The following is a 26,952-nucleotide window of genomic DNA, read 5'->3' on the forward strand; positions in this document are numbered from 1 at the left end:
AACGCCCCTACTCGAATATTTTAAATCAGTACCGCTTCGGCAGCAGAGAGACGCAGGGCTGACATTAGTCTATACTTGCGCCATGAATTTTCTTGCCCACCTTCACCTTGCCTCTCTTGCCGACAGCTCGCTGCTTGGCAACCTGATGGCCGACTTTGTTCGCGGATCTCCCAACGCCGACTATGCACCCGACGTGGCCAGCGGAATTATGCTTCACCGCCGCGTAGATAAGCTGACGGACAACCTGACAGAGGTCAAAGAGGCAAGAACGCTGTTTAGTCGCCCTAACTATCGCGTATCGGCAATCGCCCTAGACGTGCTGTGGGACCACTTTCTGTCAAAGCACTGGGCAACTATCACCCCACAGACTCCTTTACCTCTCTTTATTGAGCGCGCCAGAGCCGACATTGAGCCCTATCTTTTCACTACCCCCCCCGGCTTTCAGCACCTGAATAAGTACATCTGGCGGGATCGCTGGCTTGAACGCTACGCCGAACTGCCGTTTATTGCCGATACGCTACAGAGTATGGCCGCTCGCCGCCCTCGGCTTGAGGCGCTATCGCACTGTATGGACGATATCGAGCAGAACTATGCGCTGCTGGAAGCCTGCTTTAAACGCTTTTATCCAACCATGATGGTGCAGGCCAAAAGCCGTCAGCTATAGGCGCTGCCTTACTCGCGTTTTACGAGTAAGAAATGCCGTAATGAAGGATATTTTTCGATAAATAGCGAGCTATCCGTCGGTAAATTAACGTATAACGCCTTTACAGCCCCAAGTGTTATGGGTATGTTTATCAACTGTATAACAACAGGGCATCTATAGGTAGAAACTATCCCAATAATCGGTCAGATGACCTTTCAGCTCAAGACTCGACTGCCTATACTAGCCGCCATGTTTCGTATTCATTAACGTATTTTAACAGGAGAGTTATTATGGTTCTGGTTACTCGTCAAGCACCTGATTTTACCGCTGCTGCTGTTCTTGGTAACGGCGAAATCGTTAACAACTTCAACCTTAAGAATCATCTGAACGGCAAACCTGCTGTCCTGTTCTTTTGGCCAATGGACTTCACCTTTGTTTGTCCTTCTGAACTGATTGCTTTCGATCACCGTTACGAAGAGTTCAAAAAGCGCGGTGTTGAAGTTGTTGGTGTTTCTTTCGACTCTGAATTCGTTCACAACGCATGGCGTAAGACCCCCGTTGACAACGGCGGCATCGGCGAAGTGAAGTACGCAATGGTTGCTGACGTTAAGCGTGAAATCCAAAAAGCCTACGGCATCGAACACCCAGACGCAGGCGTTGCTCTGCGCGGTTCATTCCTGATTGACAAAAACGGTGTTGTTCGCCACCAGGTCGTTAACGATCTGCCGCTGGGCCGTAACATCGACGAAATGCTGCGCATGGTTGACGCCCTGCAGTTCCACGAAGAGCACGGTCAGGTTTGCCCGGCACAGTGGGAAAAAGGCAAAGAAGGTATGAAAGACTCCCCAGAAGGCGTTGCCAAGTACCTGTCTCAAAACGCTGCTGCGCTGTAATTCGCGCCCCGCGTAAGCAAAAAAGAGCCGCATCGCGGCTCTTTTTTATGCTCTCTCACCAGTCTAAAACTCATTTAAAAATAAATCGCGACGCTATTTCACTCTCTATCCACGTTGACTAAAAATAAGCAAACATAAATAAAAACACACCCTGCTTTTCATGGTAAGCCACTTCATTCTGCCTTACTCAGACGTTCATGCCTCCCTGTCCTGCTGTTGAATCTTATCGCTTATCGGGTATAAAGACACAAAAGCCCCAGGGTCAACCTTACCCCTGGGGTTTTATTTCCTACACACCTGCTTTAAGGTGCGAGTCCCACTACCAGCTATAGCGCACGTTCAGACTAAAGCTCGCATCACCGTAGCCGTGGCTACCCTTCTGACCGGTTCCCTGTGCGGTTATGCTCAGCTGTTCGCCCAGATTGGCCTGAATACCTGCCTTCAGCTCGGCTCTGTCAGCGGGAAGATCCTGCTTCACCTTCGCGCCGTCAAACGCAACAGAGACATCGTCTGCACCGTGCAGCCAGTTGGCTTCCACAAACGGTTGGATAACATTGCGATCTTTATCCAGCTTACCCGCCATCCGCAGGCCTAGACGACTGCTCCAGGCATCGCCATTCTGGCCGTCAACCCGAACGCCGTTAACCTCTACCGCATCGGCCCTGTAGTCCTGCCACACAACCTGCGCCTGAGGGATAAGGCTCAGCGTTCTGCCTTCAGCGATAACGATATCGTGGCGATAGCCGGTTTCCAGCGACACGGCATTTGCCGTTGAGTCGTAGCTCTCCGACCCCAAGTCATCATTATTCACCGTATTGTCATAGATACCGTACTGATACCAGCTGTCGACATACAGGCCTTGGTGAGTTTGAGCGTCAGCAAACCAGGTCGCGTAGACACCCAGATTGTAGCCGTCTGCGCTGCCGGACGCAGAGAACTGGCTACCGTCTGCACCGCGGTTGCCAGTACTGTCGGTATCCGCTTCAACATAGCTGCCCATTACGCCGACCTTCAGGCTTTGCGTGCCGCTGTTCCACACGGCGATATCGCCGCCCAGTTGAACCTGAGTATAGTGATTATCGATATCGACATTACCACTCGCCGCCGTAGAGTCTGCCTGCCCGGCTTTAAACCGCAGCCAAAGGCTGTCGTTCTCAGAGCGGTACTGACTCCCTTCACGGTCAAACAGCGTCTGCATTTGCAGGTTTTTCATCATTGACTGATTGCTAACAAATACGCCAATGTCTGGACGGTACTGTGGCGTGACAGGGCCAACGGGATCGACAGGATCAACGGGGTCGACTGGATCAACAGGATCTACGGGGTCTACAGGCTCATCTGGCGTCTTGGATATTGAACGCAAGTACCAGTTGCCGCTGTCCTTGTACAGCCGGTACTCATATAGCCCAATTTGTAGACGATTACCTTGAGTAAACGCACCGTCTGAACTGCCGCCGACGCTTACTACCTCAATGCCTCTATCAGTTAGCGCTCCCTGGCCACCGACGTTATTGACCATCAGCGTCGTGCTGCCAGAGGTGTTTCCGGTGACAATCAGCTTATCCGTTGGCGAGCTGTCATCCCCTAACTGTGAATTCAACGTTAGCGTACCGCCACTGCCTATATAGTCACCGTTAATCTGAAGTTTGCTTCCCGGTGTACTGTTGCTGCTCGCGATATTTCCCGCATTCGTCACGCTGCCGTTGACGGTAAATAATCCGTCGACGCTCAGTAGCCCTTGGTCGCTAATATTTACGCGACCGTTAACGACACCGCTACCCCCCAATACCGCTGAGCTCGCTACGTTCACAGCCTGCTGGCTGCCACTTGCACCAATGATACCGGAGCCCGTCAGCCACAGAGCTCCGTTCTGCACGTCGGTCGTGCCGCTGTAGGTGTTATTGTTGCTTAGCGTAAGAGTCCCTTCATCGATTTTCACTAAGCTACCGCTGCCGCTGACAATGCTGCTTAACGAGCCCTCACTCAGCTTCAGCGTGGCGTTGTTCTCCACGTTACCGCTGCCTAGCGCGCTGGCATTGTGCCCAATCAGCGTACCTTCGGTAATCACTGTGCCGCCGCTGTAGGTATTGCTGTCAGAGAGCGTCAGCGCACCCTCTCCTATTTTCACCAGCATACCGCTGCCGCTGACTGTGTTGCTTAACGAGCCCTCACTCAGCTTCAGCGTGGCGTTGCTCTCCACGTTACCGCTGCCCAGAGCGCTAGCATTGTGCCCAATCAGCGTACCTTCGGTAATCACGGTGCCGCCACTGTAGCTATTGCTATCAGAGAGCGTCAGTTCACCTTCTCCTATTTTCACCAGCATACCGCTGCCGCTAACAGTACTGCTCAGCGTCCCCTCTCCAATCTTAAGCGTCGCGCTGTTTTCAACGTTACCGCTCCCCAAAGACGCCGCTCTTTCAGCCACCAGCGTCCCACCATTTATTACGGTACCGCCGCTGTAAGTATTATCTGCGGCCAAAACCAGCGTGCCGTCCCCTTCCTTGGTCAACGTTTTACCGTTCCATCCGGTAGCGGCTTCCGGCGCGACGTCCACCAGAGAAGTATTCAGGGTAAAGCTCTGGCTGGCCTCTGTCAGAGTAAAGGTGCCGTGTGCTGGCGTCATGGAGGCATAGCTGCCTGCATACCAGCTCAGCCCCGCACGCAGTTCATACTGTGTCTTGTCGGTTTCCTTAATACGCCCACTGATAGTTATGAAATCTACCTGCTGCGCGTACATTCCAGCCACAGTCAGGCTGTCAAAATCACCAGCGATGTCGCTATCAGAGTCAATCAGCGTGAAGCTATAGGGTGAACGTTCAAACCTATCTTCGATATTGCCAAACCCGCTGATGTTAAGGCCGCCGCCAAGGGTTACGCTGTCTGCAGTAATTATTGGGCTTGTAGCTGGGTCGCCGAGCTCAATATCAAGGGTGCTTCCGCTCTTCTGGGTCAGCGATGTTGCGTCCAGCGTAACGCCCGCCGCCAGCGAAGTAACCGCCCCATCATGAGTCGTCACGTTTGCCAGAGTAAATTGCCCGTCTGCGTCCAACACTAGGATGCCCGAGTTGTCCACATCGCCAGTACCCAGCGCCTTGAGGTGCGTAGCCGTCAAAGTACCGCTAGCAATGGTTGTTCCTCCGCTATAGTCGTTGCTGCCGCTTAGCGTTAGCTCACCGTCGCCAGTTTTCTCCACGCTGCCAGTGCCGCTGACAGCGGAGCTCAGCGTGCCTTCATTCAGGCTCAGCGTGCCCTTGTTGGCAATGTTGCCCGTCCCCAGCGCGCTGGCGTTATTGGCAGACAGCATACCGCTTTCAATGGTCGTGCCGCCGCTGTAAGTATTATCGTCATTCAGAGTCAGCACACCGCTGCCGGTTTTTACCAGATTTCCGGTACCGCTCAGTATGCCCGCCAGTTCACCCTGACTCAGCTGTAGCGTTCCTTCGTTCGCCACGTCTCCGCTACCCAGCGCTCCGGCGTTATCGGCAATGAGTTTCCCCTCTTCGATAGAGGTGCCGCCGCTGTAACTGTTAGCCGCATCTGCCAACGTCAGATCGGTGCTGCCCGTTTTCACCAACTCTCCCGTACCGCTCAGGTTCGCGTCAAGCTGTCCTTCTCCCAGCTTCAGGGTCGCATTATTCTCCACGTCACCTGAACCCAGTGAGCGAGTATGCTCGGCCTCTAGAGTACCGCCATTAATCACCGTACCACCGCTATAGGTATTGGTGGCTGACAGGATCAGTGTGCCATCACCCTCTTTAGTCAGCGTTTTGCCGTCCCAGTCGGTCGCCGGTTCTGGCGCTACGTCTACCAGAGCAGTAGTAACCTCAAAGGTTTTATTTTCATCTAGCGTAAAGGTGCCGTGAGCCGGCGTTACGGCATCTGACAATAAGCTTGCTGCATACCAGCGCAGGCCGTTACCTATCAGATATTTCGTGTTGTCATCCTTGCTGATCCCACCAGTAAACGCCAGATAGTCCGGTACGGTAAGTGGATCTGTCGACAGGCTGGTAAAGTTGCCGACAAGAGGATTATCGGCATCAATCAGCGTGAGCTGCATCTGCTGTAGGTCTGCGTCAGAAGTCAGCGCATTCAGGCCGAATGCATCGCTGATATTACTGATATGCAGCACGCCGTTTAGCGCAATGTCCGTCCCCGTCATCAGCGGCTTTCCAGCATCACTACTCTGAGACATCGCGCTAAGATCGACATCTAGCTCGCTGGTTTCCCCAAAGATTACCGTTTTAGCATTTAGCGTACTATAAGCGCCGCTGTCTGCGTTGTAGTCAAAAACGACTTTACCCGAGTTAGTCAGGGTGGTTAGACTTGAATCGGTGATGGCGTCTGCGGTGATATTCCACTGTGCCCGATCTGCCAAGCTGAGATTTAGGACAGAGCCACCGTTGAACCAGTCCTCTACATAGGTTGCGCCCTTAAAATGGGATCCCGCATCCATAGCGAGATCAATCGTTCCATATCCCTGATTGAGAACATCGCCAGTGATGTTCATTACCCCTTCTCCGGTAATAACCCCACCGCGATAAAATCCTCCACCACTGGCCGATAAATAAGGATTGAGAATAGCCGCACCGGCAGCATCAGCCAGAATGGTAGTATTTCCCTTCAGGTTAACAATACCACCATACATAACTAACACACTGAATCCCTGAGTAACTTGGCTCGTATCAATCGTCACATTTTCTGCATTAATCACACCACCGTTAGGATTGCCGTCACCCATAGCCCATAAGCCCTGAGCGCCGCTTCCGGTCATGATGATATCGGTATTGGAAATATTCAGCGTGTGCCCGGGATACTGGGCAGTAGCGCCAAAGCCGCTCACTGCATAGATAGTATTTCGATTTTGTTCAGTACCGTGGAAATTAAGCGACGTCACGTCACTGCCAAACCCTTTGTAGGAAACAGCAATACCGTTAGTACGCCCAGAATCTCCAACCTCTCTGCCATCAACAACGCTGCCTGCACCTATCGTTGAATTTCCACGTAGAACAGTAATGCCTGTCGAGTTCTGTGTTTTAACCGTCAGCGCTTCTGCGGTCAGTTCACCATCGGTCACCCAGATTGTATCCGCCGTACCCGTGGCGCTTACGCTACTCCCGGTGCCGAGATCCACGGTTCCGCCGTCGATCTGAATCCCGTATGTCCACTCGCCGTCTACGTCTATTGTCAAGCGATCGGCCGTAAAAGAATTCGGCTTATACCCAGCGCCCCATCCCGTCACAACAACACCGCCGCCAGAGGTATAGCCGTGCATTGAAATAGTACTGCCACTGCCCAAGTCGGCACTGGCGCCTTCGCCGTAAACCTGAACGCCGTACCCGGTTATGCTTTTACCTGCAGAGCCGGTTAACATCTCCAACGTCAGGCCGCTTGCGGTAAAAGATGAATCAGTCGATTGCAGATAAACACCCGTGGAGCCATTGGTGCCGCCAGATATTCTAATTGAGCTTCCCTCGCCAAAATCGGCCTGGCTACTCTGACCTATCTTTATTCCATACGATCCGCCAGCCCCGGCAATGGCGATATTCATTTCGTCAGCAGTGAGCTGGCTTCTCTGACCTAGCGTAATGCCTGCCGTAGAAGCGCTGGCCATGCTTTCCACTTCAATACGGGTCTGTTTTCCTAGATCAATCGTCATATCCTTAGCGAATTCAGCATTAAGCCCAGTAGCCTGCCCAGCGGCTTCAGCACGAATAAGCCCCGCATCAAGAGTAAGGCTACCACTGCTATTGCTACCGTCTAAATAAATGCCGTTGGCAAAGCTCGAGCTTGACTTAACCGTAATAGAGCTTCCCTTTCCCAAAGACAAAGCCCCCTGCTTCACACCGCTGAAAATCCCGTATGCGTTACCATCGCTGACGACATCAATTAACAGCCCTTCTGCACTGACGCTCGTTCCTATGTTATTTCTACCAAGATAGAGACCAAATCCTGTGCCAGCGACGTGAATTTCGGTATCAATGCCCAGATCGTTGTTGACGCCGTTATCGAGCTTAATACCGGTGGAGCTGGCCCCTCCACTCACATTAATGACTGCTTTTCCGTCTATCTGTAGGCCGCTCCCGCCAGCCACAGTGCTGTCTACTCCGATTCCCCCTGTCGTTACAGTCACCGTATCGCCATCTTGCAGTGAAATACTGGCGCCGCTTTGCGGCCCGACCTCAGCGGCGTTAGCGTAGCCAATGCCTGATAACAGCAGGCCAACGGCAGCGGCCCTCACGCGGCCCTGAATCCGGCTGTCACCGCGAGCCAGCTCGGAGGCAACGACGTACATATTCCGGGCGGCATTCCAGACAATGTTATAGCTTCTATTCATATGTTTTATTTCTCATTATTGGTAAAACAGCAGGGAGCTGTAGGGCATGAATAACCGTAGAGAAAATGCTTAGAGGAGTAATAAAAATACCGACCGATTTCTATCGGGGATTTTGAATAGGCGAATAGAATTAATGAGCAAAAAACATTCTCTTTTTGCTCTTTTAGCATTCCAACATTTTTTCGCACATCGTTACGGTATACTTTATTAATTCTTTAAGTAACCTCGTCCCTTATATTTTAAATGGCGAACAGCAAAACCCTTTCACTGATTAATAAGATAATCTGTTGATATCCATTGCTTATTCACGTCACAGCGAGGATAAAAAGCCTACTTGTGATAAGAATAAGCTGGAATGCATCTATATTACGCAATAAAACCTCGATCGTTAAGATCGTAGATTTAATTTCTTTAATAAAAAAATCCAAGAAATAGGCGCATTAAAGTGTAAATATCACACACTCTATAATTAAAAAATAAAACAATAATAAATATCAAAAAATAAAAAATAAAATTAATGAATAGAAATAGGCGCTATTGAAAAGGAAGGAAAAAGATATGCTGATTTAATACCAATGATTCACTACCTATCTTTTACATATTGAACATCACGTTAATACAGCGGCATTAAACAAGTCGGGCCAGTCAACCTACATTGACCGGCCCGATAATCCCTAAATATTTATGGCTGAACGCTCTGGCTACTTACTGCCCCGTATCGCCCTGTTCACATAGTAGGCCAGCACCATGAAAGCAACCCAGGCCAAGCCTACGTATAGAGAGACCCGCGTCGTTGGGAAGTAGCCGATAAGCACGATAATCCCGACCAAAAAGACTAATGCCACGACTGACGTAGTGGTTCCGCCGCGTAGAGGGAACTCCAGACTGGCTACCTGTTCCGGCGTCAGCTTTCTACGAAAGCCAATCTGTGCCAGCAGAATCATAATCCACACCCAGACGGTCGCAAACGTCGCCAGTGAGGCAATCACAACGAAGACGTCTTCAGGAATAATATAGTTCAGATAGGCTGCCACCAGCAGGCCGATCATCATGACGATAACCGTCACCCACGGCACGCCGCGCTTGTTCACTTTAGTAAACACCTTCGGCGCGTGCCCCTGCTCGGCAAGCCCAAATAGCATACGGCCAACGCCAAATACGTCGCTGTTAATAGCGGAAAGCGATGCGGTGATAACCACAAAGTTCAAAATACCCGCCGCCGCAGTGATGCCTAAATTTTCAAAGGTCAGAACAAACGGGCTGCCGTGCGTCCCTACTTGATCCCACGGGAAAATCGACATAATGACAAACAGCGTACCGACGTAAAAAATTAGAATACGGAACGGTACTGAGTTAATCGCTTTGGGAATGGTTTTGCGCGGATCTTCGGCTTCACCGGCGGTGATACCGATAATCTCAATGCCGCCGTAGGAGAACATCACCATCTGCAGAGAAAGGATCATCCCCATCACGCCGTGAGCAAAGAAGCCGCCGTTCGTCCACAGGTTGTGTATTCCCGTCGGCTGCCCCTGATTGCCAAAGCCCCAGATAATAATGCCCAGCCCGGCCAAAATCATGATGATGATGGTCGCAACTTTGATAAAGGCCAGCCAGAACTCAAACTCGCCGAACACCTTGACGTGCACCAGGTTAATCGCACCGATAATTAACACCACGCTCAGGCACCAGACCCACAGCTGCACCGTCGGAAACCAAAAGCTCATGTACAGGCCGAACGCTGTCACGTCGGCAATGGCGACGATCAGGATTTCAAAGCAGTACATCCAGCCTGTCAGGTAACCGGATAGCGGCCCCAGATAGTCTTGCGCGTAGCGGGAGAACGACCCCGCCTGAGGGTTGTGAACGGACATCTCCCCCAGCGCGCGCATGATGATAAACGCAAAAATGCCGCCTATAAGATAGGCCAGCAGGACACTAGGCCCTGCCATCTTGATGGCGCTTGCCGAGCCGTAGAACAGGCCCGTTCCGATGGCAGAACCCAGCGCCATAAAACGAATATGGCGAGCGGTAAGCCCCCGTTTAAGCTTATTGGTCTGTTTTTCCATGCTATGTTTACTCTTCTCTTATCATTATTACGCCGCAGACGTGGCCGCGGCGTTTTTATACTCCGGGTCGTTTTGCCCGGTAGTCCAACCTAGATCGTTTAAGCGTCAGACGCTTTCTTTGGCACCGCAATCAGTCGATCAAGAATACCCGCAATCACCAGTGTCACTAGCATCGGCAACAGCCACGCCAACCCCTGATTAGCGCCGGGCAGATGTTCAATCCATGCAGGCAGCAGATAGACCAAAGAAGAGCCCTTTACAGCGTCCAAAACGCCGACCAGCGATGTTACCAGCATTACCGGGATCATAACACGACTTTCACATCTCCACAGTTTGCCGATAAAGCTTAGCAGCACTAGCGCAATACAGGGAGGATAGATGATTGTCATGACAGGAATGGAGAATTTAATCAGGTGGCTAAGGCCCATGTTGGACACCACCATAGAGAAAATCGCCAGAATAAAGACCAAAGACCGATAGGAGAGCGGCAGCAGCTTAGAGAAAAACTCTGCACAGGCACAGGTCAAGCCAATGGCCGTCACCATGCAGGCGACAAAAATCAACACGGCTAAGAACAGGCTGCCGTAGTTGCCAAACGTGTACTGTATGTAGGCATGCAGCACTTCCGCACCGGTGGTGGCGTCAGGCACCAGCGAGCCGCTGTTTGACCCCAGATTGAACAGGCTAAGGTAAACCAGCGTCAGCCCAATTCCGGCGATAATGCCCGCAATAATGGTATAGCGGGTCAACAGCATCGAACTAGACACACCGCGCGAACGCGCGGCATTTACGATAATAATACCGAACACCAGCGCCCCAAGGGTATCCATAGTAAGGTAGCCTTCAACAAAGCCTTTCGAGAAGGGAATGTTTTGATAAACCTCTAACGCAGGAAGAGTGTGCCCAGCAGGCCAAATCAAAGCGGCAATACCCAGAATAGCCAGCGATACGATCTTTAGAGGCGCCAAAAAGCGCCCAACAGAATCCAAAAGCTTGCCCGGGTATAGAGACACCAGGATCACTAAAGCAAAATAGACCAGGCTATATATAAGCAGAGGCAGCGGACTTTCTTTGTCCGTCAGCAGCGGAGCAATACCCAGCTCAAAGGAAACGGTAGTGGTTCTCGGCGTGGCGAACAGCGGCCCGACAGACAAATAGCACACCGTCGCTAAAAGCAGACCGGCTTTTTGCCCGATAGGTGTACTTAACGCTTCCACCCCACCGCCGACGCGCGCCAGCGCAATGACTGTAATAACGGGAAGCCCAACAGCGGTTAACAGAAAGCCAAAGGAGGCAATCCACACGTTTTCCCCTGACTGCAAACCAACCATAGGTGGAAAAATAATGTTTCCCGCACCAACAAACAGGGCAAAGGTCATAAAGCCCAGAGCGATAATATCTCTTGAATTTAGCTGTTTCATAATAAAAAAATTGGGTAAAAAATGAATTTTTTTCCGGTACGCCGCCGACCCAACATCTGAGACATTTTTCCAACTACCATCAAAACCTGTTATTGGAAAAATTTCAGTGTTAAAGCCGAGAAAGAAGGCATTCAACGCGTGGTTTTTCACCTCCGCGCCATTCGGGACGCGCTAAGTAAACACAATAACAGTGTTAAAAAACAGCCCTTAGCGGTCATCATAGAATAATTATCTAAAGAAAATTCAAATACAGGTCATAAAGCAACACATTACAGCATAAACGACCAATAATCATCGAGCGATGCGATGGAATTTTAATCAACTCGCTGACTAAAAAATATCGACAGGTAAGCAAGCGTCGTTTTTCGAAGCCAGATCGGCAAAATAAATATCTAACGGTATGAATGAGAGGATTTTGTGCCGTGATGTTGCCACACTTTCTATAACATTATTTCTTCTGCCATTAGTTATGTTTCACGCCTAAAAGCAGATACCATAAGGAAAAAAACAGTGTGCGAACGTCAACAACGCGCGAGGGTAATCATGAAGCCGACACGGCTACGCTGGAGTAACGAATTCATGTATCAGGCCATCCTGAGGCACGACCGTGACTACAACGGAAAATTTCTCACCTGCGTGCTGTCGACCGGCATCTACTGCCTGCCCTCTTGCCCAGCGAGAAAGCCACTGTTAAAAAACATTCGCTTTCTCGCCACAGAGCAAGAGGCCGTAGAGGCGGGCTTTCGCATCTGTAAACGCTGCCGCCCCGATCTGTTCTATCGCGGGGAAGATACAGAAGTTAGCCTGTTTAACGCCACTCTTGAACGTCTTCGTGCCTCGCCAGTGCAGGTAAAAAGCGTCGCTTCCCTCGCCAAACTGTGCGGCGTCAGCACTACCAAGCTTAACGAGCTGGTTCGCCGCCACGCCCACCTATCCCCTGCCGATCTGATCGTCAAAGTGCGCCTACAGGCTGCAAGCCACGCTCTGTTAAATACCTCAAACAGCGTGCTCGATGTAGGGCTAAGCGCGGGCTTTGCCAGTGAGGCCAGCTTTCATCGGCAGTTTTCCGCCCATATGTCCATGACGCCCGGCGCCTACCGCACGCTGCGTCAGGCGGACAGCTTTACAATAAAATTACCGGAAAACTACTCTCCAGAGGGCATCTGGCGCTATCACCTGCGAGATAAAAGCGGCCTAGCCGAGCGCTTCGAAAACGGCGTATTTACCCGCGCCCTGTGGCTGGGGGATCGCCCAGTCGTCATAGAAGTGCAGTTGGACAACAGACAGGCTTATTGTCAGTGGACCATAAAACAAGAAGACAAAGCAGCGTCTATCAGCCCCGGTGTAGATATTTACCGTCAGGTTATTAGACTATTGGGTCTTCATACTGACACTCAGGGACTTTATGCCGCAGCCCAGCAGAACCCAACGTTAAAGCGACTCACTGACTCAACGCCAGTTCTGTACGTACCGCTGACGGCAACGCCGTTTGAAGCACTGACATGGGCCATCATTGGGCAACAGATAAACCTGACCTTTGCAGCTGCACTGCGTCACGCCCTGATCGAACTTGCTGGAGCTGAGAGTAATATTCCGGGGCTTTGGGCTCACCCACGCCCAGAAGACATCGCAGCCCTTACTCCCGAAGACCTGACCGGTATCCGCTTCTCTCGCGCCAAAGCTAACTACCTGATCGGCGCCGCAAAGGCCATCGTTGACGGCTCGCTCGATCTTGATGCGCTAGCGAACGGTTCAGCAGTTGCCGCAGAACAGGCGCTCTGCCGCTTGAAAGGCGTCGGCCCTTGGACAGCCCGCTATACGCTCATCCGCGGGCTGGGCTTTGCCGACAGCGCCCCCATTGGCGATAGCGGCTTAGCGACTGCGCTGGAACACTTTTATTCACTAGAATCTCGTCCTAATGCCGCGCAGTCAGAGCAGTTGATGCTTGCCTTTACGCCATTTAGAACCCAGGCAACCACCCACCTGTGGGAAACACTGAGGAAACCTCATGCAACAGAGTAATAAACCCTTGCGCAGCGCCGTTGCCTACGGCCTAATCGACAGCCAGTTTGGCTCGCTTATCGCGTGGATTGACGACAAAAACCGACTGGTTCGACTCTCGTTTCACCTAGAACACGATAAAGGCTATGCCCAGCAGCACGGCATCGAACGCAGCGACGAGCGCGTCGCCTTTGTTGCCGAGCAAATCCATCAATACCAGCGGGGTGAGCGCCGTCAGTTTTCTCTGCCCATTGCCCTCAACGGTACGCCTTTTCAAATGCGCGTCTGGCAGGAACTGTGCGACATTCCACTAGGGGAAACCATTACCTACCGCACACTGGCGGAACGCATTGGTAACCCCAAAGCCGTGCGAGCTGTTGGCAGAGCCAACGGCACCAACCCCATTAGCCTTATCGTCCCCTGCCATCGGGTTATTGGTTCTGACGGCTCACTGACGGGCTATGAAGGTGGGATCGCGGTGAAGGAAAAACTGCTGAATTTCGAAAAGGCCTTCGGCAACGCATCATGGTAAAAACGCTCCTGCTGTTTATCGCCACGGCGCTGGCGGAAATTGTCGGCTGCTTTTTACCCTGGCTTTGGCTGAGAAAAAGTGCGGCTCCCTGGGTGCTGCTACCGGCAGCAGGCAGCCTGGCTCTGTTTGTCTGGTTGCTGAGCCTACATCCTGCCGCCAGCGGGCGGGTTTATGCAGCCTATGGAGGGATCTACGTCGCTACTGCGTTAGTGTGGCTGCGCTGGGTCGACGGAATTAGGCTTTCTACCTATGACTGGCTAGGAGCAATTGTCGTTGCATGCGGCGCGCTTATCATTATTGCGGGGTGGCGATCCTGACACTCTTTTATGCCCGTCCGCGTCAACTTTGTGATAGCGACATCACAAAAGGAAAAAAGGATCCGCTATAACAGAAAGCATTGTCGTACCTTCAATAATGTCTCTCTATTAAGGATCGCCCATGCCGGATTTATCGCAGATTATCGCTTTCTCACTGCTGTCCCTCGGTATGGCGCTGACCCCCGGTCCCAATATGATTTACCTTATCTCTCGCTCCCTGTCACAGGGGCGAGCGGCGGGGTTAATCTCACTGATTGGCGTTGCTCTGGGCTTTCTTTTTTACCTCTTTTGCGCTGCGGCGGGGATCACCACGCTGCTGCTGGCTGTACCCTATGCCTATGATGTACTGCGCGTGGGCGGCGTTATTTATTTGCTGTATTTGGCCTGGCGAGCCGTCAAGCCTGGGGGCGTTTCGCCATTTCAACTGAGAGAATTGCCTAAAGACAGCCCTAAAAAGCTGTTTATGATGGGCTTTATCACTAACCTGCTGAATCCACAAATCGCCATCATGTACCTTTCTTTGCTGCCACAGTTTATTACACCGGCCCACGGTAACGTAATGACTCAGTCGCTGATTTTAGGAGCAATACAGATAGCTTTCAGCATTACGATCAACGCCGCCATCGCAATTAGTGCTGCCTACATCGCAAAATATTTAACCGGTCGCCCCGCTTGGATCCCCATTCAGCGCTGGATTATGGGCGGTGTGCTTGCAGGCCTTGCCGTTAGAATGATGTTTGAAGCGCGGCGATAGCAGAGTTAACCGTATCGAGCGTTAAAAATGGTCTATGCTTAAGCTGTCTTTTAAATAACAACGATATCAACGGAGTAACTATGAAAACAGTTATTGCTGCCTCGCTGCTTTCCCTTTTTATGCTTGCTGGCTGCAGCAGCTCGCCCAGCGTAGGTAACTGGTCAAGAGAAAACACCGCTGCGGAAACAGTCAATGCCGACAGGATCCAGTGTGAAGAAGAGAGCAGGCTGTCAGCCAATTCCGGCTATCACCTTGACGCTATCGACAGTGGCGGCACTGATGAAGCAATCAACAATATCCTCGTACAGGAAAAGCAGCAGGTTGACAAAGTAGGTGAGTGCATGAAGGCCAAGGGATACGATAATTATTAAATCCTACACACTCTTAGCCTCTGGTAAGCCCCCTCTGCGGTGCAGCAAATATGTTAGCGCTGCTGAGGGTTACTCTTTGTAGGCCTCATAGATATATTTAATCTGAAAGCTTCTTTTACATGCCAGACAGCGGTAGCGAACGATACCTGATTTAGCCTTACCGTGCAGCCTAACGTACTCCACGCGCCCACAGTAACGACATGCAGGTCTTTCTTTCTTTTTCAATAAATAACTCATAACAAACCCAACCACCTTTTTCTTAGATAACCAAAGGAAATAAGATAAAAAGAGTCACCCACCCTTATTAGACACTTGTAAATAAAAAGCTACCCGCTAATCATTTTAAGGAAAAACGTCAAGGAGACTATAAGAAACACTCATACTGTTATAAGTTATATTGAAAAACCAATAAATGAAAAATGAAATAAATACAAATTTGAATACTTTAAAATGCAATTAAACGCCTCTTTCTCTGTGCATTAATCCTGTCACAAAAAAAGGGGAAATAAAATTATCAGATCATTATTTCACTCACATAAAGAATTAAAAATTAATATAATAATTAATTATAGAATTATATTTCAATCAAACAATACGTAACATTCTAATAGTCTAACAATTAATAAAAAAAGAAAATAAATCTCGAGATGAGATTTGAGTTTAATAACAAGATAAGGATAAGGTATTGAGGTTCACAGCCAAGGAGCATTAATAATTTGATAAATAAAAAGAAATTTTTAAATAAAAAAGAGCCAAATTATTAGTACTCTCACACTTATTACTACCTATAAATTTTACACAATGTAAATGTAATTATACATATAAAAGACAACTACCCTACAAGTATGACAAAAATCCATGACAACAGATTTAATAATAACAATAAAAAATTAATAGCAGAAAGGCATATAACTTCAGGCTATGAAAAGCGACGCTTTTTCGATTAGCCATAGAAATGGCGATCCATAGATCGCCATTCCGTCAATTTTACATATTGCACTTAACGTCGAATCAAGTCGTCTCCGTAACCGATCCACTTATAGGTCGTCAACGCTTCCAGCCCCATAGGGCCTCGGGCGTGGAGCTTCTGGGTGCTAACAGCCACTTCAGCCCCCAGCCCAAACTGCCCGCCATCGGTAAAGCGCGTACTGGCATTAACGTACACAGCAGCAGAATCAACCTCATTCACAAAGCGCTCTGCATTCAGCAGCGAGCGGGTCAGGATGGCATCAGAGTGAGCGCTCCCGTGTTCACGAATGTGTTCAATGGCCTCATCGAGCCCCTCAACAACCACTACGTTCAGGTCTAAGGAAAGCCATTCGCTGTCCAGTTCTTCATCGTTAAGCGCCACCACGTTGGCTTCACCGGTAAGGTGCATCTGCGCCTCTGGCGTGGCGTGTAGCGTTACGCCAGAGGCCGCCATTTTTTCACTCAGTCTTGGCATAAACGAAGAAACGATCGAACGCTGCACCAGCAACGTTTCCAGCGTATTGCAGGTGCTAGGGCGCTGAGTTTTCGCATTTTCAATCACCGTTAGCGCCTTCTCGATGTCTGCCGTCTCGTCGACAAAGGTATGGCACACACCAATACCGCCGATGATAACGGGGATAGTCGAGTTCTCTTTACACAGTTTGTGTAACCCCGCTCCGCCGCGAGGAATGATCATATCGACATAGCGATCGAGTTTTAGCAGTTCGTCTATCAGCGCGCGATCGGGGCTATCAATAGACTGCACCGCCGCAGCGGGAAGCCCACATTTCTTCAGCGCCAGCTGGATCACTGCGACCATTGCCTGATTGGTGTTTACGGTCTCTTTGCCGCCCCTCAGGATCACCGCGTTACCGGTTTTCAGGCACAGTGACGCAACATCGATGGTTACGTTAGGTCGAGACTCGTAAATCACGCCAACTACGCCGAGCGGCACGCGACGGCGCTGAAGGTTAAGCCCGCTGTCGAGCATAGAACCGTCAATCACGTGCCCAACGGGATCGGTCAGGCGATACACATGGCGAACGTCGTTGGCAATGCCAGCCAGCCGTGAAGGCGTCAGCAGTAGACGATCGATCATGGCATCGCTCAGGCCACCCTGCTTGGCATTGGCGATATCTTTTTCATTCGCCGCCAAAATAACGTCACTGCTGGCTTCCAGCGTGTCCGCAATAACGGCCAGCGCCTGATTTTTTTTCGCCGAGCTTAGCAGCGCCAGCTGCCAGGAGGCTTTCTTAGCCGCAATACCCATTTGTTCTAACACTGGCGATCCTCCTAATTCACTATCATGTCGTCGCGATGCACGGCAACTGCCCCGTACTCATACCCCAAGATCTCGTCAATCTGCTGGGAATGACGACCGGCAATCATTCGTAGTGCGTCACTGTTGTATCGAGCAACGCCGTGTGCCAGATCGCGGCCGTTCTTATCGCGAATGCGGATAACTTCACCGCGGGAAAAGTTCCCCTTCACGTCCTGAATGCCTTTTGGCAGTAAAGAGCTGCCGCGCTCCATAATTGCCTGCACGGCACCGTCGTCAATACTGATTTCACCGGCGGGAGGCGCGCCAAAGATCCAACGTTTGCGATTTTCCATCGGGGACACCTGAGCGTGGAACCGAGTTCCGACGGAAACGCTATTGATCACGTCAACAATAACGCCTGGCCTGCTGCCCGCCGCAATAACCACTTCAATACCCGCTCTTCCCGCTACGTCAGCGGCCTGAAGCTTGGTCGCCATTCCCCCCGTACCCAGCCCTGACACGCTGTCACCAGCTATGGCCTTTAGGGCGCTATCAATGCTGTGTACTTCTCTTATCAGCTCCGCATCAGGATTCGCGCGCGGATCGGCAGTAAACAACCCCGGCTGGTCAGTCAGCAGCAATAGCTTATCGGCTTCACCAAGGATCGCCGCCAGCGCTGACAGGTTGTCGTTATCGCCCACTTTAATTTCCGCTGTCGCTACAGCGTCGTTTTCATTAATCACAGGGATAATGCGGTTATCCAGCAGCGCCTGCATCATGTCGCGGGCGTTCAGAAAGCGCTCGCGATCTTCGAGGTCAGCGCGGGTCAACAGCATCTGGCCAATATGGATGCCGTAAAGAGAGAAAAGCTGTTCCCACAGCTGAATAAGACGGCTTTGCCCCACTGCTGCCAGCAGCTGCTTTGAAGCGATCGTTGCCGGAAGTTCAGGATAGTTCAGATGCTCTCTCCCGGCGGCAATCGCACCGGAAGTGACAATAATAATGCGGTGCCCCAACGCATGGAGCTGCGCGCACTGGCGAACCAGCTCAAGGATATGCGCACGATTCAGGCGCAGCGAGCCACCCGTTAAGACACTGGTTCCCAGTTTGACAACCAGAGTTTGGCCGTTATTCATAGTTATTCTGCCGTCACTAACACCAAGGAAATAAAGAGAGAAGACCTTTTTAGCAGGTGTCACGCATTATGCCAACAGGCAGAGAGCGAATATCGATAAAAATCCTTGGCTACCGCAGAATCAGCGGAAGGGCATCTGCTCACGCGCGGATAAAGACCGCGCGTGAAGCAATAAAAACTAGCGAGCCCTCTCGCGCAGCGACAGGTTTAAAGAGGAGAGATAGTCATTCAGGCGGCGCTGAAACGTCTGCAGGTTGTCGTCAATTTCAGCCTGAACGGCTGGATCTTTAATGGCTTTTGCCTGCCAGTCTCCTGCTTTATCGTAAAGGCCAATTTGATAGTGATAGGTAAACCCCTGTTCGTCAGCGTCTAATTCGAGCCACCAGCCCCAAAACTCTCGCTTTTCCGGTGCAGGCTTGCTGCTTACGCATACTGCCAGACAGTCAAAAAAGTAACGATGCCCCTTACACTGTGACTCCCTGATGTAGGGTCCCAGTCCAACAAACTCTTTCATAAGCCGACTTCTTGAATGACCGTTCGATAACAGCATGGATAGCCCCTATTTTATATGTATGTCATCTGTCGCTTACCCATATCCTAGCCGCACCAAACTTGATTAACTTCGTGCGAAAAGAATCGAGAATTAACGTTATATTAACATATTTTTGTTTGGATCCATCCTGTCAATTGTGTCAGTCCATCCTTGAGGTTACTCAATAAAGGCGTCGCCCCAACGGTAATCAGTTTGCCTTCCGCGCTAGAAGAGGTAATCAACTTGGATTCAGTCAGCGGGCTAATCACGTCTTTTTCAAAATGGACACTACACATCGGTAAAGGATTCCGGCGGCCAAGCAGCCCCTGAACCTTCAGCGAATAGCGGCTCAGCTCGCTTTGCAGCATATTGTCCGTGGTGGAATCCAGCTTCAACCGGCTGGCAATAATGTCGCGATACACCATTGGCGTACTGGCCTGACTGCTTTCATTAACGAACAGATCGTGAACAATCGGCCCAATACAGGCAACGCCCTGTAGTCGATGGGATTCCAGATAGCCCAGACGAACGGCAACGTTCGCGCCGAACCGAACCCCCAGCGCCGCTACGCGCCTGTCGTCTATCCAAGGAACGTTACCAAGCTGATGCAGAACCTGACGGTGCAGCAGGCTGGTGTCCTCTGTTAGCGGCCACTTGGAAGAAAAACCCAGTGAGGGTAAGTCAACACACAGCATGGCAATGCCGTTCGGCGCCAGATAGTTCCGGAACAGTGGGGAGTAATCACTCAATAGATTATCCAAGCTGCCACACATCAACACTGTCGGATAAGGCCCCTTTCCCCCCTCCGGCAGGTGCAAAAATCCGGTCAGTGTGCCACCGTCAACTCGAAACTCTAGCGACTTCAGCTCATAGGGAAGGTAGTTGGCCGCTTCTCGATAGGCGCGGTCAGCGAGAAGCTCTGCCTGCTCTGCCAGCGGATCTCCCCGCAAGTGTGGATAGCTGGCGATACTGTAAAAATTGCACGCCTTTAGCCAGTAGGCTCCCGCTTTGGCGGGATCTTTACAGGCAAGGTCAAGCGCCTCCTTTTGCCACACCATTCCTTCCTTTGCCCACTCGTAGATCCAGTTGCCACCCCGATAGCCAATAACGGTATCCAGCAGCGCTTCATTTGTGCGTTCATTTGTTGACGCAGCAATGCGCGCCAATACGTTTTCAACCTCAATAGGATCGACGCCTCGCCACGCCCAAATAATTTTGTTAATCATCCGATACCAGTTCGACTGGCTTTCACCGTCCAGCGAGGAGTGAACGCTGCCACTGGTTTGCACTACGCGCCTGACCAGCGTCGAGGTTTCAGGGTGTTTGAATGAAGGTTTAAACAGTATTTCAGACAGATTTGACTTTGGCATCTATGGACAACCGCCTCCGGCTTTAACGCGAAAGAGTGAGGGCAGCGGCCATGATACTCAATAAAATAACGCGCGGGAAGTGAAAGGCTACGACCATTTTTCTCGGCCTCTGAGGCGGAAAAATAGAACAACACTCAACATTAGAAAGTATTTAAAAACGCTGATAACTAATATTGAATCGATTAACTAACACATCTTATTTACTGAGACTACAATGTTATTTATTAATACAAAAAGACTATTTTTAAAAATAGACAACAAATAAAATTTCGTTTTCATTAAAATGAAAAAATAAAAATAACCGCATGATATTTATGACAAAATATTTTATTTTATAATTTTTGGCATATTTTCACCTGCTCGCTATAGTTATCAATAGGATAAATTAAAAAGGCTTAAGCCCTATTCCCGCCTCAACCCCTGACGGTAAAGGCGCCCATTTTTATTATTTAAATATAATTTCTCTGGTTAATGACTTTTTATTGAAAATTATTTAAAGGTGGCAACATGAAAATACGGTCAGGACTAGTATTAGGGCTATTGTCTGCACTGAGCACTCTTCCCTCTTTTGCCGATGAGGTCAGCGGTACCCTTGGTGTACAGATGACCATCACCAGCGGCTGCGCCATTAACGGCAGCGGCACGTCGGGCGCCAGTTTGGGAACGCTAGACTTTGGCACTGCGGCAACGCTCTCTCAGGCTGTCATATCGGAAGCCAGCAGCAGCACATCAGGCACGATTCACATCCAATGCACAAATCAGCTGCCGTATCGGATCTTAGTCGGTGCAGGGCTGCACGACGACGGCACCCAGCGACGCATGTCTAACGGCAGCGAGTATATCCTCTACAACCTATACCAAAATGCCGGGCTTAGCACTGCCTGGGAAAATGCCACTGAAATTTCGCGTACAGCAGACGGTACTCAGGAAAGTCTGGCTGTCTATGGCCGAGTTCCAGCTCAGGACACGCCGAGCGCTGCCGCCTATACCGACACGGTACAGGTTACGGTCAGCTGGTAGCTTAGGTACTTACCTGAAGATGAGCACGTGCGGCCAGCGAGCAGGTTGGATACAGCACACTTGTTGGCTTTATCTGTTTTGTCTGCCGCTTTCTCTTTTGCCTTTCAGGGGAAGCGCAGAAACACAGACAGCTTCTCTGGGTATTACCGCAGCACTGTTGCCTACCTGTCAGGCTGGCACGAACGTTGGAGGCGTAACAACCTTCGGTACGCTGAACTTCGGGAGCCGAACGCTGACGTCGCAAAACACTGACACAGTCGGTCAGGCAAACGCAGGCGCCATTTCGGTGCAGTGCTCTACCGGCGTTGTCTATCGCGTTGTTATCAGCGGCGGCAACAGCGGCAACGTAACGCAGCGGCGCATGCAGGGCAGAAATATCGGGCAGACGCTGTCCTACAACCTTTACAGTAACGCTTCCTATACCACTCTATGGGACGACGTTACCGGCATCAGTCAGACGGCATCGGGCCAGCCAGAGCTGCTTCCGGTCTATGGCCGTGTACCTACCCAAAACACGCCAGCGGCAGACGTCTATCAAGACACTGTTCGGGTCACAGTCAGCTGGTAGAGGAAAGAAGATGAACCTCCATTTGCTCCATTTACGCCTTCGTCAATCCGCTCTACTGGCGCTGCTGTATAGCGCCTCAGTTGGACTTGCCCACGGTGACACACTCAGCCAGAACATTCAGGTTAGCGCGACGGTCACGGCGGGCTGCCTGCTCGGCGCCAGCGGTGCTTCACTCGGCGTCATTAACTTTGGCAGCAACATCACCAACCTCGCTAACCCTATCGACGTTTCTTCTACCGTCAACGCTGGATCAATTTCGCTGAAGTGCACCCCTAGCACTCTGGTAAAAGTGGATATCGACAGCGGGCTTTATGCCAGCGGCGGTATCAGCGCAGGCAGAGCAATAAAGCACTCAACCCTAAGCAATACCCTGAAATATCAACTCTATCAAGACAGCGGGCACGCCACTATTTGGGGTAACGGCACTAACGGTGGATCGTCACAGAACGTCACTGCCGATGGCACTCAGCAAACGCTAACGGTTTATGCCCGACTGCTGGCTCAGTCCAACCTTCCCGCGGCGGGCCAGTACAGCGATACCGTGGTCGTCACCTTTACCTACTAATAAGATCGCACCTTTGGGACAACATAATGATTAACTTACGCACGCTCTTTCTGACTCTAGCTCCTCTGATCCTGACCCCAATTGCCCACTCGGCCTCCATCCTTATTTCACCTATCGACCCAGTGATTGAGGGGAATCAAAACAGCACCTCTCTGTGGCTGGAAAACAAAGACTCTCGCCCGTCTATATGGAAATCAAAGCGGTTCGCTGGGAACAGCAAAACGGCGAGAGCGTCTATGTTAAACAGAGTGATATCGTTATCAGCCCGCCTTTCGCCCTTATTTCCCCCGGCAAACGCCAGCTGATTAGGCTGATGAAAAATCAGGCTGTCCCGCAAGGGCAGGAGCACGCCTACCGCATTATTATTGATGAAGTCCCTCAGGCTGCGGGAAACGCCGGAGAACCGACCATCGGCATTAACTTTCAGATGCGCTATTCCGTTCCACTGTTTGTTAACGGAGCGGGTCTGACCTCGCGGCAGGATGCAGTAAATAAAGATACCGTCTTAGCACGCCCGGCGCTCAGCTATCGCGTCACACAGGGTAAAAACGGCTCGCAGCTTGAAGTGACAAACACCGGCACCGTTCACGCCCGGTTATCAGGGTTAAGCTCCACTGCGGGAAGCTCCGTGATTGAAGGATTAGTTGGCTACGTTCTACCTCACGCCACGATGTCCTTTCCTTTACCAAAAGGAAAAAATCCCGGCAGAGGTTCCCTACAGGCGATAGTAAATAGCGATCGGGAGCCGACGCGTTTAGCGCAGCACTAACGCCATGCTCCCCACTGTTTGGTCGTCGCTCTCGCCCTGTACCTGTTCCGCTGCGCTGCTTTTGCTGCTGGCGGCAGTGCCTTTTGCTAGCGGTCAGGAACCTCCTGCATCGCTTCAGGGGGAGCTTCCCGATATGTCTCTGATGCTGGAACCCGTGATCAACGGCCGCGTCGGGGAAAAGGTCATACCAATAGACTATCGCAGCGGCCACTACTACGCACAGGCCGCCGATTTAGCCGATCTTGGTCTAACCGTCGATACTTCCAGCGAACAAAGCGTAGCGGTGGACGAACTGAAAGACGTCACAGTGACTTACGATGGTGAAAGCCAAAGGCTGTTTATTAATGTCCCTATCGACTGGCTTCCGGAGCAACGGCTGACTGCTTCTGGAGCAGAAGCCTCTTCTGAAACAGCTACGTCGGAAAACCCACTGGGCCTGCTGTTTAACTATGACGTTTACGCCAGCCACTCCTCGAATAGCAACACATCCAGTACCGCTTCAGCCTATACCGAGCAGCGGCTGATGGGCTTCTTTGGCACCTTTTCAAACAGCGGTGTGTACAATCAGCGCCTGAGCGGTGAACAGAGTGACAGCGACAGGCGGCGGTATCTGCGCTATGACACCCTGTGGCACTACGATGACGAAAAGCGCATGCTAAAGTACGTGGCCGGTGACGCGATTACCGACTCCCTGCCGTGGAGCAGTGCGATCCGCTTTGCCGGAGTACAGATCTCTCGCAACTTCTCCGTCAGGCCTGATTTGATCACCTACCCTCTGCCCCAGTTTGCCGGGCAGGCGACAGTTCCCAGCGCTGTAGACGTATATCTCGACAGCTACAAAACCTCCAGCGTGAACGTCAATCCTGGGCCCTTTACTGTTGAAACCGTGCCCTATATTAACGGAGCGGGAGACGCCACCGTGGTCGTTACCGATCCGCTGGGGCGACAGGTTAATGCCACTGTGCCTTTCTACGTTTCCAGCGCCCTGCTCAAACCGGGCCTGATTGACTTTAGCCTGTCCGCAGGCAAAATTCGCAATGCCTACAGCGTGGAAAATGCCGATTACGGCAATGCCATTGCTAGCGGAATCATTCGAGCAGGAGCCACCCAATGGCTAACGCTGGAAGGTCGAGCGGAAAGCGCGGACGGGCTTAGCGTCGGCGGCCTCGGTGGCGTAGTCCGAGTCGGCACCTTCGGGGTGATTAACGGCGCCTACAGCGCCAGCCGGGCTCGCGACGGCGCCTTTAGCGACTCTGACGACCGCGCAGTACCTGATACCCAACCCGATAATACCGACGGAGAAACAGTAAGCTCCCGCGGCCACCAGCGTTCGCTGGGCTATGCTTACACTCAGCGCTACTTCAGCATTAGCGCACAGCAGATTGACCGCAGCGAAGGCTATGGGGATCTGTCTAACTATAAAAGCGGCTATCAGCAGGATAAGCGCCGTCGCCAGATCTCCGGCAGTCTGTCGCTACAGCGCTTCGGCTCTCTCGGTGTCGGCTATTTTGACATCACGCAGCATGACCAGAGCCGAACGAGGCTGATGAACCTATCCTACAGTACAACGCTGTTCGGCAGCAGTAGCCTCTATGCCTCAGTAAACCGCGAACTGGACGCCAGCGGCTACAGCGCGCAGGTCTCCGTCAGCATACCGCTGGGAGATCTGGGGAACGCCAGCCTCAGCTCTAGCCGAGACGCTAAAAACCGCTGGAATCATCAGGCCACCTACAGCAAGTCGGCTCCCATAGACGGAGGATTAGGGTGGGCGCTCTCCTACGCTATGCAGCCAGACGGCAACCCTGACTATCGACAGGCCAGTCTGGACTATGCCGCTAAAAACTTTCGGCTACAGAGCGGCGTTTACGGCGATCGCGACGAAACCTACTGGGGAGAATTCAGCGGCTCACTGGTTGCCGTTAAGGGCAACGTTTTTACTTCCAGAACGATTAACGACTCATTCGCTCTGGTATCGACTAACGGTTACCCCGACATTCCCGTTCGCTATGAAAACCAAACTCTGGGAAAAACCAATCAGGACGGCTATCTGCTGATCCCTACCGTCAGCGCCTATTCGGTGGGTAAATACGAAATCGAGCCCCTTGACCTTCCCGCCGATGTCCAAATCCCTGAAGTGGAGCAGTATCGTGCCGTCAAAAGCAGCGGCGGCACGGTTATCGAGTTCCCACTGCGTAAAGTCGTGGCAGTAACGCTAACACTGGTAGATGAAAACCGAACGCCGCTTCCCAGAGGCAGCCTGGTACGCCAAGAGGGGCAACAGGATATTGCCTATATCGGCTGGGACGGCGAAACCTACATTGGCAACGCCACCGCTGAAACGACCTTGAAAATCAGCCGTGCCGACAACGGACGACAGTGTCAGGCTCATTTCAATCTCCCCAATCCCCTTCCCTCCGGCGGCTGGACGCCGGGGAAAGTCATCTGCGAAGAGAGTCATCATGAGTAAAAAAACGCTACGCGCCGCTTCGGCGCTTATTTGTGCACTGGGTCTTCTTCTCTCCGGAGCCGTTAATGCAGCCTGCAGCGTTGCCACACAGCAGTTGAGCATCAGCCTAGGTACTGCCAGCGCTTTTAACATTAACAGCACTGCCCTAGCCTCTTCTGGAGCGGGAGGAATGAGCTGTACAGGCATTAGCATTGCCCTGCTGGCGGACAACTCGCTCTCGGGGATAATTTCCTCAACAACCGGACAGATGAATCTGGTTAATGAGCAAGATACCAGATATAAAATCCCCTACGGAGTGTACGCAGACTCAGGCTATAAAAACGCGTTTAATACAGCAACAGCACTCGAATACGGAAAATCTGGCCTTGACCTACTGGGTCTCGCGGTTATCAGCGGCGGGCTTAATGTAACGCTTTACGTTAGAACGACAACTGGCGCTACGACGCCAGTGCCTGCCGGCACCTATAGCGATACCATTACGATTTTCTGGAAGTATCATCTCTGTAGTGCTCTGCTATGTATCGGCAATAGCGTAGAAGACAGCAGCGGCACCAGCAAAATCAAAATCTCCGTTGTTGTCACTAAAGACTGCAAAATCGACAGTACTCAAAGCATTACGTTCGCCCCCAGCGCGCTGGTTGAAAGCTTTGCTACCGTGACGCCCACTGTCCAGCTCACCTGTTCACTGAACACACCCTACACCGCCTATATCAACAACGGTCTCAACTACAGCGCACCGTGGCGAAGAATGAAAAAAACCAACCCTGATGCCTACCTCCAGTACAACCTTTACGCGCCAAATGCTTCTACCGTTTGGAGCAGCACCTCCCCTATTTCCGCTTCCGGTTCCGGGGGGCCTCAGATAATTTCCTACACTGCTCGAATAAATTCGAGCCAGCCTCCAGCTTCAGCGGGAACCTATACCGATACGGTGCAGTTTGTCGTAGAGTATTAGCCAACCCCC

Annotated in this window: 21 protein-coding genes; 13 read left to right on the forward strand and 8 right to left on the reverse strand. The window is 51.4% G+C overall.

Going from position 1 to position 26,952, the window contains the following annotated elements:
- Nucleotides 1–82: 82 nt before the first annotated feature.
- The gene (locus DQM29_RS11605) at nucleotides 83–664 is read left to right on the forward strand and encodes an acyl carrier protein phosphodiesterase (protein ID WP_111740840.1); all 582 of its coding nucleotides are present in this window, start codon (nucleotides 83–85) and stop codon (nucleotides 662–664) included.
- A 269-nt stretch (nucleotides 665–933) separates the two neighbouring features.
- On the forward strand, nucleotides 934–1,536 hold the full coding sequence (locus DQM29_RS11610) for a peroxiredoxin C (protein ID WP_111740841.1): 603 nt from the start codon (nucleotides 934–936) through the stop codon (nucleotides 1,534–1,536).
- 319 nt (nucleotides 1,537–1,855) lie between these two features.
- Here the strand turns inward: DQM29_RS11610 and DQM29_RS18575 are convergent, their stop codons facing one another.
- From DQM29_RS18575 to brnQ, 3 genes are all read right to left on the reverse strand, one after another.
- The gene (locus DQM29_RS18575) at nucleotides 1,856–7,870 is read right to left on the reverse strand and encodes an autotransporter outer membrane beta-barrel domain-containing protein (protein WP_111740842.1); all 6,015 of its coding nucleotides are present in this window, start codon (nucleotides 7,868–7,870) and stop codon (nucleotides 1,856–1,858) included.
- 701 nt (nucleotides 7,871–8,571) lie between these two features.
- Complete coding sequence (proY, locus tag DQM29_RS11620; protein WP_111740843.1) at nucleotides 8,572–9,936, reverse strand: proline-specific permease ProY; 1,365 nt, start codon at nucleotides 9,934–9,936, stop codon at nucleotides 8,572–8,574.
- Between the two features lie 98 nt (nucleotides 9,937–10,034).
- Nucleotides 10,035–11,360: a branched-chain amino acid transport system II carrier protein gene (brnQ, locus tag DQM29_RS11625; RefSeq protein WP_111742078.1), complete on the reverse strand. Its 1,326-nt coding sequence runs from the start codon at nucleotides 11,358–11,360 to the stop codon at nucleotides 10,035–10,037.
- 540 nt (nucleotides 11,361–11,900) lie between these two features.
- Here brnQ and DQM29_RS11630 point away from each other — a divergent pair.
- From DQM29_RS11630 to DQM29_RS11650, 5 genes are all read left to right on the forward strand, one after another.
- Complete coding sequence (locus DQM29_RS11630; RefSeq protein ID WP_111740844.1) at nucleotides 11,901–13,379, forward strand: DNA-3-methyladenine glycosylase 2 family protein; 1,479 nt, start codon at nucleotides 11,901–11,903, stop codon at nucleotides 13,377–13,379.
- Nucleotides 13,366–13,890, forward strand: a complete 525-nt coding sequence (locus DQM29_RS11635; protein WP_111740845.1) for a methylated-DNA--[protein]-cysteine S-methyltransferase — start codon at nucleotides 13,366–13,368, stop codon at nucleotides 13,888–13,890. Before DQM29_RS11630 ends, DQM29_RS11635 begins: the two co-directional genes overlap by 14 nt.
- The gene (locus DQM29_RS11640) at nucleotides 13,884–14,207 is read left to right on the forward strand and encodes a YnfA family protein (RefSeq protein WP_111740846.1); all 324 of its coding nucleotides are present in this window, start codon (nucleotides 13,884–13,886) and stop codon (nucleotides 14,205–14,207) included. Before DQM29_RS11635 ends, DQM29_RS11640 begins: the two co-directional genes overlap by 7 nt.
- Nucleotides 14,208–14,328: 121 nt before the next feature.
- Nucleotides 14,329–14,961, forward strand: a complete 633-nt coding sequence (locus tag DQM29_RS11645) for a LysE family translocator (RefSeq protein ID WP_111740847.1) — start codon at nucleotides 14,329–14,331, stop codon at nucleotides 14,959–14,961.
- A gap of 80 nt (nucleotides 14,962–15,041) precedes the next feature.
- Complete coding sequence (locus tag DQM29_RS11650; RefSeq protein ID WP_111740848.1) at nucleotides 15,042–15,332, forward strand: hypothetical protein; 291 nt, start codon at nucleotides 15,042–15,044, stop codon at nucleotides 15,330–15,332.
- Between the two features lie 69 nt (nucleotides 15,333–15,401).
- On the opposite strand, the gene DQM29_RS18830 is transcribed toward DQM29_RS11650, so the two are convergent.
- From DQM29_RS18830 to frsA, 5 genes are all read right to left on the reverse strand, one after another.
- On the reverse strand, nucleotides 15,402–15,569 hold the full coding sequence (locus DQM29_RS18830; RefSeq protein WP_462927048.1) for an IS1/IS1595 family N-terminal zinc-binding domain-containing protein: 168 nt from the start codon (nucleotides 15,567–15,569) through the stop codon (nucleotides 15,402–15,404).
- A 763-nt stretch (nucleotides 15,570–16,332) separates the two neighbouring features.
- Nucleotides 16,333–17,583, reverse strand: coding sequence for a glutamate-5-semialdehyde dehydrogenase (proA, locus tag DQM29_RS11655; RefSeq protein ID WP_170126524.1), 1,251 nt, complete (start codon nucleotides 17,581–17,583; stop codon nucleotides 16,333–16,335).
- Between the two features lie 11 nt (nucleotides 17,584–17,594).
- Nucleotides 17,595–18,698 (reverse strand): glutamate 5-kinase, encoded by a 1,104-nt coding sequence (gene proB / locus DQM29_RS11660; protein WP_111740850.1) that lies wholly within the window; start codon nucleotides 18,696–18,698, stop codon nucleotides 17,595–17,597.
- 177 nt (nucleotides 18,699–18,875) lie between these two features.
- Nucleotides 18,876–19,247, reverse strand: coding sequence for a sigma factor-binding protein Crl (gene crl, locus DQM29_RS11665; RefSeq protein ID WP_111740851.1), 372 nt, complete (start codon nucleotides 19,245–19,247; stop codon nucleotides 18,876–18,878).
- Nucleotides 19,248–19,351: 104 nt separating this feature from the next.
- The gene (gene frsA / locus DQM29_RS11670; RefSeq protein WP_111740852.1) at nucleotides 19,352–20,599 is read right to left on the reverse strand and encodes an esterase FrsA; all 1,248 of its coding nucleotides are present in this window, start codon (nucleotides 20,597–20,599) and stop codon (nucleotides 19,352–19,354) included.
- Nucleotides 20,600–21,106: 507 nt separating this feature from the next.
- Here frsA and DQM29_RS11675 point away from each other — a divergent pair.
- The 6 genes from DQM29_RS11675 to DQM29_RS11700 all read left to right on the forward strand — a co-directional run bounded on the left by DQM29_RS11675 (nucleotide 21,107) and on the right by DQM29_RS11700 (nucleotide 26,943).
- On the forward strand, nucleotides 21,107–21,619 hold the full coding sequence (locus DQM29_RS11675) for a Csu type fimbrial protein (RefSeq protein ID WP_111740853.1): 513 nt from the start codon (nucleotides 21,107–21,109) through the stop codon (nucleotides 21,617–21,619).
- 19 nt (nucleotides 21,620–21,638) lie between these two features.
- The gene (locus DQM29_RS11680) at nucleotides 21,639–22,187 is read left to right on the forward strand and encodes a Csu type fimbrial protein (RefSeq protein WP_111740854.1); all 549 of its coding nucleotides are present in this window, start codon (nucleotides 21,639–21,641) and stop codon (nucleotides 22,185–22,187) included.
- Nucleotides 22,188–22,197: 10 nt separating this feature from the next.
- Nucleotides 22,198–22,752 (forward strand): Csu type fimbrial protein, encoded by a 555-nt coding sequence (locus DQM29_RS11685; protein ID WP_170126525.1) that lies wholly within the window; start codon nucleotides 22,198–22,200, stop codon nucleotides 22,750–22,752.
- Between the two features lie 154 nt (nucleotides 22,753–22,906).
- Nucleotides 22,907–23,521, forward strand: coding sequence for a fimbrial biogenesis chaperone (locus DQM29_RS11690; protein WP_111740856.1), 615 nt, complete (start codon nucleotides 22,907–22,909; stop codon nucleotides 23,519–23,521).
- A gap of 4 nt (nucleotides 23,522–23,525) precedes the next feature.
- Nucleotides 23,526–25,988, forward strand: coding sequence for a fimbria/pilus outer membrane usher protein (locus DQM29_RS11695; protein ID WP_111740857.1), 2,463 nt, complete (start codon nucleotides 23,526–23,528; stop codon nucleotides 25,986–25,988).
- Nucleotides 25,981–26,943 (forward strand): Csu type fimbrial protein, encoded by a 963-nt coding sequence (locus tag DQM29_RS11700; RefSeq protein WP_111740858.1) that lies wholly within the window; start codon nucleotides 25,981–25,983, stop codon nucleotides 26,941–26,943. Before DQM29_RS11695 ends, DQM29_RS11700 begins: the two co-directional genes overlap by 8 nt.
- The last annotated feature ends 9 nt before the right edge of the window (nucleotides 26,944–26,952 follow it).

It is taken from the genome of Leminorella richardii, from assembly GCF_900478135.1.
In the GTDB taxonomy this organism is placed as follows: Bacteria; Pseudomonadota; Gammaproteobacteria; order Enterobacterales; family Enterobacteriaceae; genus Leminorella; species Leminorella richardii.

Coding starts and splice junctions, on each gene's coding strand:
- DQM29_RS11645 (WP_111740847.1), top strand. CDS start 14,329: ATGCCGGATTTATCGCAGATTATCGCTTTCTCACTGCTGTCCCTCGGT.
- DQM29_RS11605 (WP_111740840.1), top strand. CDS start 83: ATGAATTTTCTTGCCCACCTTCACCTTGCCTCTCTTGCCGACAGCTCG.
- DQM29_RS11640 (WP_111740846.1), top strand. CDS start 13,884: ATGGTAAAAACGCTCCTGCTGTTTATCGCCACGGCGCTGGCGGAAATT.
- proB (WP_111740850.1), bottom strand. CDS start 18,698: ATGAATAACGGCCAAACTCTGGTTGTCAAACTGGGAACCAGTGTCTTA.
- DQM29_RS18830 (WP_462927048.1), bottom strand. CDS start 15,569: ATGAGTTATTTATTGAAAAAGAAAGAAAGACCTGCATGTCGTTACTGT.
- DQM29_RS11635 (WP_111740845.1), top strand. CDS start 13,366: ATGCAACAGAGTAATAAACCCTTGCGCAGCGCCGTTGCCTACGGCCTA.
- DQM29_RS18575 (WP_111740842.1), bottom strand. CDS start 7,870: ATGAATAGAAGCTATAACATTGTCTGGAATGCCGCCCGGAATATGTAC.
- DQM29_RS11650 (WP_111740848.1), top strand. CDS start 15,042: ATGAAAACAGTTATTGCTGCCTCGCTGCTTTCCCTTTTTATGCTTGCT.
- DQM29_RS11680 (WP_111740854.1), top strand. CDS start 21,639: ATGAGCACGTGCGGCCAGCGAGCAGGTTGGATACAGCACACTTGTTGG.
- crl (WP_111740851.1), bottom strand. CDS start 19,247: ATGCTGTTATCGAACGGTCATTCAAGAAGTCGGCTTATGAAAGAGTTT.
- DQM29_RS11685 (WP_170126525.1), top strand. CDS start 22,198: ATGAACCTCCATTTGCTCCATTTACGCCTTCGTCAATCCGCTCTACTG.
- DQM29_RS11700 (WP_111740858.1), top strand. CDS start 25,981: ATGAGTAAAAAAACGCTACGCGCCGCTTCGGCGCTTATTTGTGCACTG.
- DQM29_RS11610 (WP_111740841.1), top strand. CDS start 934: ATGGTTCTGGTTACTCGTCAAGCACCTGATTTTACCGCTGCTGCTGTT.
- DQM29_RS11630 (WP_111740844.1), top strand. CDS start 11,901: ATGAAGCCGACACGGCTACGCTGGAGTAACGAATTCATGTATCAGGCC.
- DQM29_RS11695 (WP_111740857.1), top strand. CDS start 23,526: ATGCTCCCCACTGTTTGGTCGTCGCTCTCGCCCTGTACCTGTTCCGCT.
- frsA (WP_111740852.1), bottom strand. CDS start 20,599: ATGCCAAAGTCAAATCTGTCTGAAATACTGTTTAAACCTTCATTCAAA.
- proY (WP_111740843.1), bottom strand. CDS start 9,936: ATGGAAAAACAGACCAATAAGCTTAAACGGGGGCTTACCGCTCGCCAT.
- DQM29_RS11675 (WP_111740853.1), top strand. CDS start 21,107: ATGAAAATACGGTCAGGACTAGTATTAGGGCTATTGTCTGCACTGAGC.